13 protein-coding genes are annotated in these 13875 nt (G+C 63.7%); 5 read left to right on the forward strand and 8 right to left on the reverse strand.

Annotation, left to right across the window (positions count from 1 at the left end; all coding sequences use genetic code 11):
• Positions 1 to 90 precede the first annotated feature (90 nt).
• The gene (locus tag A9O65_RS00615; protein WP_064699351.1) at positions 91 to 291 is read left to right on the forward strand and encodes a DUF2905 domain-containing protein; all 201 of its coding nucleotides are present in this window, start codon (positions 91 to 93) and stop codon (positions 289 to 291) included.
• Between the two features lie 88 nt (positions 292 to 379).
• Complete coding sequence (locus tag A9O65_RS00620; RefSeq protein ID WP_244534507.1) at positions 380 to 2215, forward strand: cation:proton antiporter; 1836 nt, start codon at positions 380 to 382, stop codon at positions 2213 to 2215.
• A gap of 51 nt (positions 2216 to 2266) precedes the next feature.
• Here A9O65_RS00620 and trpC read toward each other — a convergent pair whose 3' ends face one another.
• The 5 genes from trpC to A9O65_RS00645 form a co-directional block, all read right to left on the reverse strand.
• The gene (gene trpC, locus A9O65_RS00625) at positions 2267 to 3061 is read right to left on the reverse strand and encodes an indole-3-glycerol phosphate synthase TrpC (protein WP_064699350.1); all 795 of its coding nucleotides are present in this window, start codon (positions 3059 to 3061) and stop codon (positions 2267 to 2269) included.
• Positions 3062 to 3083: 22 nt separating this feature from the next.
• Positions 3084 to 4103 (reverse strand): anthranilate phosphoribosyltransferase, encoded by a 1020-nt coding sequence (gene trpD / locus A9O65_RS00630; protein ID WP_064699349.1) that lies wholly within the window; start codon positions 4101 to 4103, stop codon positions 3084 to 3086.
• 30 nt (positions 4104 to 4133) lie between these two features.
• Complete coding sequence (locus A9O65_RS00635; RefSeq protein ID WP_064701178.1) at positions 4134 to 4715, reverse strand: anthranilate synthase component II; 582 nt, start codon at positions 4713 to 4715, stop codon at positions 4134 to 4136.
• A 277-nt stretch (positions 4716 to 4992) separates the two neighbouring features.
• Positions 4993 to 6480, reverse strand: coding sequence for an anthranilate synthase component I (gene trpE / locus A9O65_RS00640; RefSeq protein ID WP_064699366.1), 1488 nt, complete (start codon positions 6478 to 6480; stop codon positions 4993 to 4995).
• Between the two features lie 268 nt (positions 6481 to 6748).
• Complete coding sequence (locus A9O65_RS00645; RefSeq protein WP_064701077.1) at positions 6749 to 7414, reverse strand: phosphoglycolate phosphatase; 666 nt, start codon at positions 7412 to 7414, stop codon at positions 6749 to 6751.
• A gap of 101 nt (positions 7415 to 7515) precedes the next feature.
• Between A9O65_RS00645 and A9O65_RS00650 the strand changes: the two genes are divergently transcribed.
• Entirely contained in the window at positions 7516 to 8814 is a 1299-nt protein-coding gene (locus A9O65_RS00650) for an NAD(P)/FAD-dependent oxidoreductase (protein ID WP_064701078.1), read from the forward strand.
• A gap of 88 nt (positions 8815 to 8902) precedes the next feature.
• Here the strand turns inward: A9O65_RS00650 and A9O65_RS00655 are convergent, their stop codons facing one another.
• From A9O65_RS00655 to rpe, 3 genes are read right to left on the reverse strand one after another with little or no spacing between them, the layout of a single operon-like run.
• On the reverse strand, positions 8903 to 9748 hold the full coding sequence (locus tag A9O65_RS00655; protein ID WP_082919976.1) for a mechanosensitive ion channel family protein: 846 nt from the start codon (positions 9746 to 9748) through the stop codon (positions 8903 to 8905).
• 57 nt (positions 9749 to 9805) lie between these two features.
• Entirely contained in the window at positions 9806 to 10081 is a 276-nt protein-coding gene (locus A9O65_RS00660; RefSeq protein WP_064699288.1) for a GIY-YIG nuclease family protein, read from the reverse strand.
• Positions 10082 to 10083: 2 nt separating this feature from the next.
• Positions 10084 to 10782, reverse strand: a complete 699-nt coding sequence (rpe, locus tag A9O65_RS00665; protein WP_064699287.1) for a ribulose-phosphate 3-epimerase — start codon at positions 10780 to 10782, stop codon at positions 10084 to 10086.
• 142 nt (positions 10783 to 10924) lie between these two features.
• On the opposite strand from rpe, the gene ggt reads away from it, so the two are divergent.
• The gene (ggt, locus tag A9O65_RS00670; protein WP_064701079.1) at positions 10925 to 12655 is read left to right on the forward strand and encodes a gamma-glutamyltransferase; all 1731 of its coding nucleotides are present in this window, start codon (positions 10925 to 10927) and stop codon (positions 12653 to 12655) included.
• A gap of 196 nt (positions 12656 to 12851) precedes the next feature.
• The gene (gene cysP, locus A9O65_RS00675) at positions 12852 to 13874 is read left to right on the forward strand and encodes a thiosulfate ABC transporter substrate-binding protein CysP (RefSeq protein ID WP_064699285.1); all 1023 of its coding nucleotides are present in this window, start codon (positions 12852 to 12854) and stop codon (positions 13872 to 13874) included.
• The last annotated feature ends 1 nt before the right edge of the window (position 13875 follow it).

Genomic DNA, 13875 nt, shown 5'->3' on the forward strand with positions numbered 1-13875 from the left:
GCCAGGCGACTGTCGGATGCTACCCTGCCGCATCCCCTCCAGGGGCTGCTGGCAGCATTGCAACAGGCCACCCGGGAGTGAAGGAGAGCGATGTCTCGGACACTGATCATCATCGGGTTACTGCTGGTCGTCGCCGGGGTGTTCTGGCCCTGGCTCGGCAAGTTACCACTGGGGCAATTGCCGGGAGATATCGTGATCCGGCGTGAAAATCTGACCCTGTATTTCCCGATCACCACCATGCTGTTGATCAGCCTGGTGCTTTCCTTCGTGCTCTGGTGGTTCCATCGTTGATCGACATTGAGGCACTTCATCGCGTCAATGGATTGCATGTACGAGTTTCCGACGCTAGGCTGCGCGCCCTTCGATGAACCTCGAACCGATGGAGCGCACCCTCATGGAGCATGCCGGCTTCGACCTGGCGATGATCGGCCTGCTGGCGCTGATCTGCCAATGGCTTGCCTGGCAGCTGAAGCTGCCAGCCATTCTGATGCTGTTGGTCGCCGGCATTGCCGCCGGCCCTGTCACAGGGCTGCTCGACCCTGACGCCATGTTCGGCGAGCTGCTGTTTCCGCTGGTCTCGCTGGCCGTGGCGGTCATCCTCTTCGAGGGTAGCCTGACACTGGATTTCCGCGAACTGGGCGGCCATGGCCGCACGGTGCGACGCCTGGTCACCTGGGGTGCCTTGATCACCGCCGTGATCGGCACCGTCGCCGCTCACCTGCTGCTGTCGCTGTCGTGGGAGATGGCCAGCGTACTGGGCGCGTTGCTGGTGGTCACCGGTCCGACCGTGATCCTGCCCATGCTCCAGACCCTAGGGGCCCGTCAGCACCTGACCCAGATACTGCGCTGGGAAGGCATCCTGATCGATCCAGTCGGTGCCATCGGCGCCGTGCTGGTCTATGAATACGTCGCCCTGGGCTCAGGCGCGACGGGCGCTGCCACCCACACCCTGGTGCTGTTCGGCAAGACGGCCCTGATCGGCTTCGGTCTGGGAATTGGCGGCGGCTACCTCTGGGGGCTGATACTGCGCCGACACTGGTTGCCTCGCCAGCTGCACAGCTTCGGCACCCTGATGATGATGCTGACGCTGTTCTCGATCTCCAACCTGCTGTTTCACGAGTCGGGGCTGCTGACGGTCACGGTCATGGGCGCCTGGCTGGCCAATATGCGCGGCGTGCCGACCCGTCCCATCATCGAGTTCAAGGAAACCCTCTCGGTGCTGCTGATCTCGGGCCTGTTCATTCTGCTGGCCGCACGACTCACCGTGGACCAGCTGGCCCTGCTGGGCTGGCCGGCCTGGGCCTTCCTGTTCGTGCTGCTGGGCGTCGCACGCCCGCTGATGGTCTGGGTCTGCACCCTGGGCAGTCAGCTGGATATCCGCGAAAAGGCCTTGCTCGCCTTCATCTCGCCACGCGGCATCGTGGCCGCCGCCACGGCGTCGCTGTTCTCGATTCGCCTGGAGGAGATCGGCATGCCCGGGGCCGAGATGCTGGTGCCGGTGACCTTCCTGGTCATCATCAGCACGGTGGTGGGTCAGAGCCTGCTGTCGCGCCCCCTGGCGGGCTGGCTGGGCGTACGTCGCCCCTCGCCGGACGGCGTGCTGATCATCGGTGCCAATCCGGTGGCGCGACAGATCGGCCAGCAATTGCGTTCCGCGGGAGTCAGCGTGGTGCTGACGGACAGTAACTGGGACGCGATCCAGGAAGCCAAGGCACTGGGGCTGACCACCTACTACGGCGATCCTCTATCGGAGCACGCCGCCCAGCATCTGGAGCTCAGCAACATCGGCTATCTGCTGCCCCTTTCGCCCTATCGTGAACTCAACGACCTGGCGGCGCTGCATTTCGAGCATTTGCTGGGACGCGACCGGGTGTTCCGGCTGGCCGTGGATGAAGGCCGCAGCGCCAATCGTCCCCATGGACAGGCCCTGAGCCACCTGCCACTGCTGTTCGGCCGCGACGTGACCTATGCCCGGCTCTCGCGCCTGGTCGCCGAAGGCGGCGAGCTGCAGCGCGTGCGCTTCGACGAAAAGACTCGTCTGGAGGGACAGCGCCGTCGACATGACGGGCGCTGGCTGCCCTTGCTCAGCATCAGCCAATCCGGTCGGCTACGCCTAGCCACCGCGGAAAACGGGCTGGCGCCCAAACGCGGCGATACACTGGTCAGCCTGGTGTTCGCCGATTCCCCGGCGTTCGACACCCCCTTGATGTCCTGAGCCGGACGAGCTGACCACGTAGGCGGGTCGGCTCGTCCGGTAGCCAAGCGCCTAGAAGAACAGCCGGCGCAGCGACTCCCCCGGGTCTTCCTCGCGCATGAAGGCCTCGCCCACCAGGAAACCGTGGACGTCGTGCTCCCGCATGCGCAGAACATCGTCGCGGGTATGGATACCCGATTCCGTGACCACCGTCACGCCGGCCGGCAGGCGGTCGAGCAGATCCAGGGTCGTCTCCAGACGGGTCTCGAAGGTGTGCAGGTCGCGGTTATTGATGCCCACCAGGGAGAGCTCTAGGGCCAGTGCCCGCTCCAGCTCATGGGCATCGTGCACCTCGACGAGCACGTCCATGCCGAGCTCGCTGGCCTGGCGATGCAGATCGGCCAGACGCGCATCGTCCAGGGCGGCCACGATCAGCAGGATGCAGTCGGCACCGATGGCGCGGGCCTCGCTGACCTGATAGCCATGAGTGATGAAATCCTTGCGAATCACCGGTAGCGAACAGGCCTCGCGGGCCGCGATGAGATCGTCCTCGTGACCCTGGAAGAAGTCAGCGTCGGTGAGCACCGACAAACAGGCCGCACCTCCAGCGGCGTAACGCTTGGCAATCTCGGCGGGACGGAAGTCCTCACGGATCACGCCTCGCGAGGGCGAGGCTTTCTTGATTTCGGCAATCACGGCCGGATCGCCATCTCGCATGCGAGCCTCCAGAGCGGTGATGAAACCGCGAGGCTCGCTCATCTCCTTCGCTCGGGCCAACAGTTCGGATTCGGGCACGGCCCGGCGACGCTCGGTCACTTCCTCAGCCTTGCGAGCCAGGATGCGAGTCAGAATGGTCGGTGTGGTCATAACATGCTCCGGGACAATGACCCTACTGGGCGAAGACGCGCGTGAAGTTGGCCAGTTCCTTGAGTTTCTCCAGAGGCAGCTTGGACGCCTGGGCATCCTGCGCCATGGCCACGCCCTCCTTGAGCGTGTCGGACACGCCGGCAGCATAAAGCGCCGCGCCGGCGTTCAGCGCCACGATGTCCGCCGCCGGACCATCGCCTACCAGGGACTGCTCGACCAGGCGCAGGCTGTCTTCGGCCGTCTGAACCTTCAGCGCCTCGAGCGACTGACGCTCGATACCGAAGTCCTCGGGGGCAATGGTGTACTCCCTGATCTCGCCGTCCTTGAGTTCAGCCACCTGCGTCGGGGCGGCAAGGGATATTTCATCGAGCCCGTCCTCGGCCCACACGACCATCACGTGCTCGCTGCCCAAACGCCGCATGACGTCCGCCATCAGCGGCACCAGGGAGGGATCGTAGACGCCCAGCAGTTGATTGGGCGCTCCGGCCGGGTTGGTCAGCGGCCCGAGAATATTGAACAGGGTGCGCACCCCCATCTCGCGACGCGGCCCGACGGCATGGCGCATGGCCGGATGATGGTTCGGCGCGAACATGAAGCCGACGCCCACCTCTTCGATACACCGTCCGACCTGGTCGGGAGAGAGATCCAGCCCAATGCCTGCCACGGAGAACAGGTCGGCACTGCCCGAGGACGAGGAAACGCCTCGGTTGCCGTGCTTGGCGACATGGGCGCCAGCAGCGGCGGCCACGAAGCTGGAGGCAGTGGAAACGTTGAACAGGTTGGCACCATCGCCTCCGGTACCGACGATATCCACCACGTTCTCGGCATTCAGCGTCACCGGCTTCATCAGCTCGCGCATCACCTGGGCGGCAGCGCTGATCTCCTCGGCAGACTCGCCCTTCATCGCCATGCCCATCAGGAAAGCGGCGATCTGGGCATCGCTGGCCTCTCCCGTCATGATATCGCGCATCAACGCATGGGTCTGGTCGAAGCTCAGGCTCTCGTGGCGCATCAGGGCACCGAGGGCTTCCCGCATCTGCATGGCCGTCTTCTCCTTTGGCTGTGGCAGCATTCAGCGACGCTCGAGAAAGTTGGCCAGAAGCTCGTGGCCCTGGCGCGTCAGGATGGATTCGGGATGGAACTGCACCCCTTCGATGTCGAGCTCCCGGTGACGAAGCCCCATGATCAATCCCGGCGTGACATCATCCTCATCGGTCCAGGCGGTCACCTCCAGGCACTCCGGCAGTCCCTCTCGCGCCACCACCAGGGAATGATAGCGGGTGACCTCCAGAGGATCCTCGAGCCCGGCAAACACGCCACGGCCATCGTGACGGATGCGCGACGTCTTGCCATGCATGACCTGGGGCGCGCGCCGCACCTCGCCGCCATACACCTGGCCGATGGCCTGATGCCCCAGGCAGATGCCAAGGATCGGCAGTCGGCCGGCAAAGTGGCGGACGGCTTCCATGGAGATTCCCGCCTCATTGGGTGTGCAGGGGCCGGGCGAGATCACCAGATGACTGGGTGACAGCGCCTCGATCTCCGCCACGCTGATGGCATCGTTACGATGGGTGACCACCTCCGCCCCCAGCTCGCCAAGATACTGGACGATGTTGAAGGTGAAGCTGTCGTAGTTATCGATCATCACGATCATGTCGGGCATAAGCTCCTGATTCTCATGAGCCAACCGGCTCGATCACTGGATTCTTGCTCGCTTTCCTACCCACAATGCCCGAATCATCTCTACCGCGAGCCGACGGATACAAAAATGCCGCCTCGCGGGCGGCATTTTTGTTCGGACACGTCAGACACGCGAAAGCCGCCCCTTCAATCGTAGAGGCGCCACTGCTTTGCGGAGGTCGTCGTGGAAATCATCATGCTCGCTATAGTGTGCGGCGCGACCGACCCTGTCAAGACGCGTGACCGGGCGTTCACGAGAGATTGTCCAGGCCGCGCTCGGCCATGGCCACGGCGCGGAACAATGCACGGCGCTTGTTGATGGTTTCCTGCCACTCATCATCGGGATCGGAGTCGGCGACGATGCCGCCACCCGCCTGGACGTGCAGTTCACCGTCCTTGATCACGGCGGTGCGAATGGCGATGGCGGTATCCATGTTGCCATGCCAGGAGAGATACCCCACCGCACCGGAATAGATACCGCGCTTGACCGGCTCCAGCTCGTCGATGATTTCCATGGCACGCACCTTGGAGGCCCCGGACAGGGTTCCCGCCGGGAAGGTGGCCCGCAGGACGTCCATGGCCGTCATGTCCGGCCGGAGACGGCCGGTGACCTGGGAGACGATGTGCATGACATGCGAATAGCGCTCGACGGCCATGTTGTCGGTGACCGTCACCGACCCCGGTTCGCTGATGCGTCCCACGTCGTTGCGACCAAGATCGATCAGCATGACGTGTTCGGCGATCTCCTTGGGATCATCGAGCAGGTCGGCTTCCAAGGCCCGATCCTGCTCCTCGGTGGCGCCACGCGGCCGGGTCCCGGCGATGGGCCGTACCGTGACCTCGCCTTCCTCGAGTCGCGTCAGGATCTCCGGCGACGACCCGACCACATGATGATCGTCGAGGTTGAGGAAGAACATGTAAGGCGATGGATTGAGGCTGCGCAGGGCACGATAGAGATCCAGTGGCGGCGCCTGATAGGGAATAGACATCCGTTGAGATGGCACACACTGCATCACATCGCCGGCCTTCACGTATTCCTTGATGCGCTCCACCGCCGCCTTGTAGCCCGCCTCGCTGAAGCTGGCGTGGAAGTCATCCTCCGAGACGTCATGACGACCGCTTCCCGGACTGCGTCCCTCCAGCACCACGCCACGCAGCTTCTCCTCCAGCGCCTGGAGCCGTTCGAGCGCTCGAGCATGCGCCTGCGGCTCGCCTGGATCGGCATGGGTCCAGAGCGTCAGGCGGCCGGCGAGGTTATCGAAGACCACCAGGTCGTCGCAGACCATCAGCAGGATATCCGGCACGCCGAGCGGGTCGGGCTTCTCCACGCCACGCAGCCGTGGCTCGATGTAACGAATGGTGTCGTAGCCGAAATACCCCACCAGGCCGCCGTCGAAGCGCGGCGTATCGTCCAGCCGCGGCACCTTGAAGCGTGCCTGGAAGTCCTCGATCCAGGCCAGCGGGTCCTCGACCTCAACGGCACCGCTCCCCTGGCCATCGACGATGTGCTCGACACGAAAGCCGCGCACCTCGATACGCTCGCGACACGGAAGACCGATGATCGAGTAACGTCCCCACTTCTCTCCGCCCTGGACGGATTCCAGCAGGAAGGTCCAGGGCGCATCGGCGAGCTTGAGATAGGTGGAGAGCGGTGTATCGAGATCGGCCAGGACCTCGCGGGTGACGGGAATGCGGTTATAGCCGGCGTCGGCCAGTTCCTGGAAACGTTCGGGGGTCATCATCTGCCCTGTGCCTCGCGGTGGTGAAGGACTCGCGGTGGAGAAAACGTGACGAATCGAGAGACAGCATGGCTGTCTCAGTAGGCGAGCGTCACCATCGCCAGCCTGCCTTCAAGGTGCGGGATTCGAAAGGTTCGGCAAGATTACGGCAGGCAAAGGCATCCAGCGTCATGCGGGCGTCCATACAGGCAGGTAATGCGAAGATTCCCGGGCATCATAATGAATCGTCATGGGCGGCCCGACGGCGTCAGGCCGGGCCAAGATCACCCTAGACGAGTTCCCGAAGCGATTCAACCACGCCATCCGGACCGCTGGCGGCCACCGGCTCGCCATGATTGTAACCATAAGGCACCGCCAGGGTACGAAAGCCCGCCGCGCGGCCTGCCGCCATATCGTGCCGTGAATCGCCGACCATCAGGCAATTCGCTGGCGATATCGAGAAATGCTCGGCGGCATGGGTCAACGGCAAGGGATCGGGCTTGCGTCGCACCAGGCTGTTGCCGCCCAGGCAGAGGGAAAAATGCCCGGCCAGTTCGAAGTGCTCGAGAATCGGCGCAATGAAGGCCTCGGGCTTGTTGGTCACCAGCACCAGGATCATGCCCGCGCTACGCAATGTCTCCAGCGCCTCGCGCACGCCGGGATAAAGCCGGGTGGCGTTGCAGGGTCGCTGTGCGTAGTGCACCAGGAAGCGCTCATGGGCCTGCCGGCAACGCTCGGGATCGGCATCCCTTCCCAGGGCATCGCGCAAGGCACGCTCGATCAGCACCATCGAGCCATTGCCGACCCAGTCCCGGACTCGAGATTCGCCCGGTGCAGGCATGCCCAGGTCGCACAGGGCTGCATCCACCGCCGCCGCCAGGTCGGGCACGGAATCCACCAGAGTACCATCGAGGTCGAAGGCTACCAGGCGAATGCCATCGAGCAGCGAATGCATAACAGTGTCTCCTTTGACGCGTTCATATCCCTAACGGGGCATGGGCAGGACCCGCTCAGGCGCTTATGCTGGTACTCCCATCTTCTCAGGAGCTTATCGAGATGAGCATACCAAGAATCGTCGTCGTCGGCGGTGGTGCCGGCGGTCTGGAGCTGGTGACCCGCCTGGGACGGCGTCTAGGACGTCGCGGCCGGGCCGAGATCGTGCTGGTGGACCGCAATGCCACGCACATCTGGAAGCCCCTGCTGCATGAAGTGGCCACCGGCGTGCTGGACTCGGGATTGGACGAGATATCCTATCAGGGCCATGCCCGCGCCAATGGCTACCGCTTTCAGCGCGGCACCCTGGAGGGGCTGGACCGTGAAGCGCGCACCCTCACCCTGGCACCGATCCTCGATGATGACGGCCTGGAGGTACTGCCATCGCGCACGTTGTCCTACGATGAGCTGGTCATGTCGGTGGGCAGTGTCAGCAACGACTTCGGCACGCCAGGCGTCGGCGAGCACTGTCACTTCCTCGACAGCCCGCACCAGGCCGAAGCCTTCCGCAAGGACATGCTCAACGTCTTCTTGCGCTACAACGCCCCGCAGCAGGACACCCAGACCCGCATGGTCGTCGGCATCGTCGGTGCCGGCGCCACCGGCGTGGAGCTTGCCGCCGAACTCTACGACGCCTCCCAGATGCTCCACAGCTATGGCTTCACCCCGCTGGAGAGCGAGCACCTCGAAGTCCATCTGATCGAGGCCGCGCCGGGTATCCTGCCCGCACTGCCCGACCGCATCAGCCAGGCGGTGCACACCGAACTCGAGCGCCTGGGGGTTCGGGTCCATGTGTCGACCCGCGTTACCCGCGTCGAGCCCTCGGCCATCATCACCGCCGACGACCAGCGCATCGAGACGGACTTGAGCGTATGGGCCGCCGGCATCAAGGCGCCCGCCTTTCTCTCCGAACTCGGCCTCACCACCGAGCGCAACCATCGCATCAAGGTCGAGCCGACACTGCAGAGCATCGACGACCCGCACATCTTCGCCTTCGGCGATTGCGCCAGCTGCCCCCAGGAAGACGGCTCACAGGTGCCTCCGCGCGCTCAGGCCGCCCATCAGCAGGCCAGTCTGCTCTACAAGAACCTGCGCGCTCGACTCGACGGCAAGCCACTCAAGCCCTTCGTGTTCCGTGACCGGGGCTCGCTGATCTCGCTGGCCCACTTCGATGCCGTCGGCAGTCTGATGCGTGGCGCCTCGGCACGCAGCCTGTTCATCGAAGGCCACCTGGCGAAGTTCTTCTATGCCTCGCTGTATCGCATGCACCAGCGCGCCATACACGGCACCCTGAAGACCGGCCTGATGGTCGTGGTGGATGGCCTCAACCGCTTCCTGAAGCCGCGCATGAAGCTTCACTGAGTCGTGATACCCGGGCTCATGCCCCACATCACGCAACGAGGGCCGCCGGGGTAACCCGACGGCCCTCGTCATGCAGGGTCCGGAGCTGTCAGCCGCTCACATCGGCACCGCCCTTCTCCTCTCCATGGTGATAGACATGCACGTCGCGCTGGGGAAAGGGAATGTTGATGCCTTCGCGATCGAAGCGGCGCTTGATCTCCTCGGTCATCTCCCAGTAGACATCCCAGTAGTCGACGGCCTTGACCCAGGGACGCACGATCCAGTTGACGCTGGAATCGCCCAGCGAGCCGATGCGGATATTCGGTGCCGGGTCCTCCAGGACCCGTGAATCGTCGGCCACCACGCCCTCGAGCACACGGCGCACGGTGTCGATGTCGTCGCCATAGCCGACCCCGACGACCAGATCCACGCGCCGCGTGGGGTGCGTCGAGTAGTTGGTGATGGCATCCGACAGCATCTGGCCGTTGGGCACGATCACCCGACGATTGTCAGGCGTGCTGAGCTCGGTATTGAAGATCTGCACTTCCTCGACCGTGCCGGAAACGCCACCCCCTTCGATGTAGTCCCCCACGCGATAGGGCCGGAACAGGACCACCATGACCCCGGCAGCGAAGTTCGCCAACGAGCCCTGCAACGCCAACCCCACCGCCAGGCCGGCAGCACCGATCACCGCGATCAGCGAGGTAGTCTGAATGCCAAGCTGGCCGATCGCCGCCAGCACCACGGCAAACATCAGCAATATATACAGGATATTGCCCGTGAACGTGATGATCAGAGGATCGGTCTTGGCCCGCTTCATGGCCTTGATCACCAACCGATGCAACAGCTTGGCGATCCAGCGACCGATCACGAAGATCACGATGGCCGCCACCAGGTTGATCACGAAGCTCGTTCCCTGCACCTGCAGGAACTCCACTACCTTCTCCAAGTCCATATCGCCTCCTTTGCCTCTGCCTCAATGAAAGAATAGTTCCTGCGGCCGACGCTTCCCTCAGGCCTTCACGCGTCGTTCTGCCATCCAGCGCCGCTTGCCCTGTGCCGACAACCGCTTGACGCCGGCTTCGAGCCGCAGCGCCTCGCCGCGATCCCCCACAGCCTGCTGATATACTAGTTGCAAGGGCCCCTTACCGCGCAATGCCTTGGCGCCACGCCCCGCCCTGTGCTCGGCCAGGCGCCTCTCGACATCCGTCGTGATGCCGGTATAGAGCGCACCATTGGCCATCTCGATCACATAGAGGTGCCACTGGCACGCCGCTTCCTTCTCCATGCTCAGGCCTCGGCGAGCGCCCGGCGAAACCGCTCGATCACGCTATCGTAGCGGTGCGGATCATCGGGATTGCGCGCCTTGAAGACCGCCGATCCGGCGACGAAGGTATCGGCACCGGCCCGGGCGATCTCGGCGATGTTCTCGACCTTGACCCCCCCATCGATCTCCAGGCGGATGTCGCGTCCCGACGCATCGATGCGGCGACGCGCCTCGCGCAGCTTGTCGAGCGTGCCGGGTAGAAACGACTGGCCACCGAAGCCGGGATTGACGCTCATCAACAGGATCATGTCGACCTTGTCCATCACATGGTCCAGAAACGTCAGGGGCGTGGCCGGATTGAAGACCAGGCCGGTCTTGCAGCCACCGTCACGGATCAACTGCAGCGAACGATCGATATGCTCGGAGGCCTCCGGATGGAAAGTGACGTAACTGGCTCCGGCATCGATGAAATCGCCGATCAGGCGATCCACCGGCTTGACCATGAGATGCGCGTCGATCGGCGCGGTCACGCCGTGGCGCCGCAGCGCCTCGCAGACCATCGGCCCGATGGTCAGATTGGGCACGTAATGATTGTCCATCACGTCGAAGTGCACGATATCCGCCCCCGAAGCGAGCACATCGTCGACTTCTTCGCCAAGCCGGGCGAAGTCGGCGGAAAGGATCGAGGGGGCGATCAGGTAATCGGGCGTCGTTGCAGTCATGAGATTCTCTGGCAAAAGATCGAGTGGTCACGATGGCGAGCCATTCTAGCAGGATCAACGGCACAACTCGTGACTTGCAGGATAGCCACACGCCACCGATAGTTAATGGCCGCCATGCATAACAATGCGACAAGGAGACGTCATGATCCCACGCTGGTTACTCACCCCGCTCAACGCAGGCCTGCTGGTCGGCTCCATGCTGGCCGCTCCCCTGGCCCTTGCGCAGCCGGCGATCCTCGAAGGTGAGCGATTCCACCCCGAAGAGGGTGCCAACGGCATGGTGGCGACCAGCCACTTCCTGGCCTCGCAGGTTGCCCGGGATGTCCTGGCCGACGGCGGCAACGCCGTGGATGCCGCGGTCACCGCCGGCTTCGCCCTGGCCGTTACCCAACCTCGCTCCGGCAATATCGGCGGCGGCGGCTTCATGCTGATCTCCGACGAGAACAGCGACGAAGTCATCGCCATCGACTATCGCGAGACCGCGCCTGCCGCCGCCACCGAGACCATGTTCCAGGACGAGGACGGCAATGCCGTCTCGGAGTGGTCGCGTTTCACCCATCGTGCCGCCGGGGTGCCCGGCACCGTGGCCGGCCTGGCCCTGGCGCTCGAGAAGTACGGCACCATGAGCCTGGCCGACGCCCTGGCACCGGCGATCCAGCTCGCCGAAGAGGGCTTCGAGGTGCCGCCCCGCTTCGTTGCCGGTGTCAACGACACGCGCGAACGCCTGGAAAAGTGGGATTCGACGCGCAAGATGTTCTTCAAGGAGGACGGCAGCGCCTACGAGGTCGGCGACACCTTCCGCCAGCCGGATCTGGCCGCGACGCTCAAGCGCATCGCCGAACAGGGCGCCCGCGAATTCTACGAAGGCAAGACCGCCGAGCTGATCGCCGCCGAAATGGAGCGCCACGATGGCCTGATCACCCTCGAGGATCTGGCCGGCTACCAGCCGGAGATCCGCGAACCCAGCCACGGCACCTATCGAGGCCACGACATCTACGCCATGAGCCCGCCCTCCTCGGGTGGTGCGCACATCGTGCAGATGCTCAATATCCTCGAGGACTACCCGATCTCAGAGATGGGCTTCAATTCCGCCGATACCATCCACGTGATGGCCGAAGCCATGAAACGCGCCTACGCCGACCGCTCGGAATACCTGGGCGACACCGACTTCGTCGACGTTCCGCTCGACGGCATCACCTCCAAGGCCTATGCCGACGAACTGCGCGAGCAGATCGACATGGACAACGCCACGCCGAGCAGCGATATCGCGCCCGGCAAGCCTCTGCCCTACGAGTCCAACGAGACCACCCACTTCTCCATTGCCGACGACAATGGCCTGGCGGTCTCCAACACCTACACCATCAACTTCAGCTACGGCTCGGGCATCGCCGTGGAAGGCGCCGGCTTCCTGCTCAACAACGAGATGGACGACTTCTCCGCCAAGCCCGGCGTGCCCAATGCCTATGGCCTGATCGGTGGTGAGGCCAACAAGATCGAGCCCGGCAAGCGCATGCTCTCGTCGATGACGCCGACCATCGTCAAGCGTGATGGCAAGAACTTCCTGGTCACCGGCAGTCCGGGCGGCTCGCGCATCATCACCACGACGCTGCAGGTGTTGATGAATGTCATTGACCACGACATGAACATCCAGTCGGCGGTCAGCGCCCCGCGCATCCATCACCAGTGGCTACCCGACGAGATCCGCATCGAGGCCGGCATCAGCCCGGACACCCTCGAGCTGCTCGAAGCCAAGGGACACACCATCAGCCAGCAGGCCGCCATGGGGGCCGCCCAGTCGATCGTGATCGAGGACGATCATTTCTTCGGTGGCGCCGACCCCCGCCGCTCGACCTCCTCGGCCATCGGGCTTTGATGCCCCATGCCCCCGGTTCATCCGGGGGCATCCTCCCTCTTCCCTCTTCCCTCTTCCCTCTTCCCTCTTTTGCAGCCGACGTTCCCCTCTTCGATAGTTATAGACAAAAAAAGAATAGATAAACTACTTGTAATTCCATTTGGCGATTACTACCTTAGCGATCTAAGTAAATCCATCGTGGATCCAAGGAGTCGTCATGTCGCCGCTGCCCTTTGTACGTCGCACCTTCACCGCCTCCATCGTCGCTGCTGGCCTGGGCATCGGCCTCGCCACGCCGGCCATGGCCGCTGAGCGGGAGCTGCTCAACTCCTCCTACGACATCGCTCGGGAACTGTTCGCCGAGATCAACCCGGCCTTCAAGGCACACTGGGAAGCGGACCATGACGACACCTTGACCATCAAGCAGTCTCACGGTGGCTCGTCAGCCCAGGCCCGCGCCATCCTGCAAGGACTCGGCGCCGACGTGGTGACCTACAACCAGGTCACCGATGTTCAGGTACTCGCCGACGCCGGCCTGGTGGCCGAGGACTGGCAGCAGCAACTGCCCAACAATGCCTCGCCCTACTACTCCACCACCGCCTTCCTGGTGCGCAAGGGCAATCCCCTGGGCATCGAGAGCTGGGCCGACCTGGCCGACGAGGACGTGGAACTGGTCTTCCCCAACCCCAAGACGTCGGGCAACGGCCGCTACACCTACCTGGCGGCCTGGGGCTACGCGGATCGCGCCTTTGACGGCGACGAGGAGAAGATCAAGGACTTCATGCGCACCTTCCTCGGCAACGTCAAGGTCTTCGATACCGGCGGTCGCGGTGCCACCACCAGCTTCATCGAGCGTGGCATCGGCGATGTGCTGATCAGCTTCGAATCCGAGGTCAACAATATTCGTCAGGAATACGGCAGCGATGAATACGAGGTCATCGTGCCGCCGGTCAGCATCCTGGCCGAGTTCCCGGTCGCCGTGGTCGGCGAGAATGCCGAGGAGAACGGCAACACCGAGCTGGCCCAGGCGTATCTGGATTACCTCTACAGCGAAGAGGCTCAGCGCATTCTGGCCGGCTTCAACTACCGCGTGCACGACGAAACCGTGGTCGAGGAGTTTGCCGATCAATTCCCCGAGACCGAGCTGCTCGAGGTTCAGGATGTCTTCGGTGGCTGGGACCAAGCCATGGAGACCCACTTCAAGAGTGGCGGCACCCTCGATCAGCTCCAGCGCCGCTGAG

The organism is Halomonas caseinilytica (assembly GCF_001662305.1).
Taxonomy (GTDB): Bacteria; Pseudomonadota; Gammaproteobacteria; order Pseudomonadales; family Halomonadaceae; genus Halomonas; species Halomonas caseinilytica.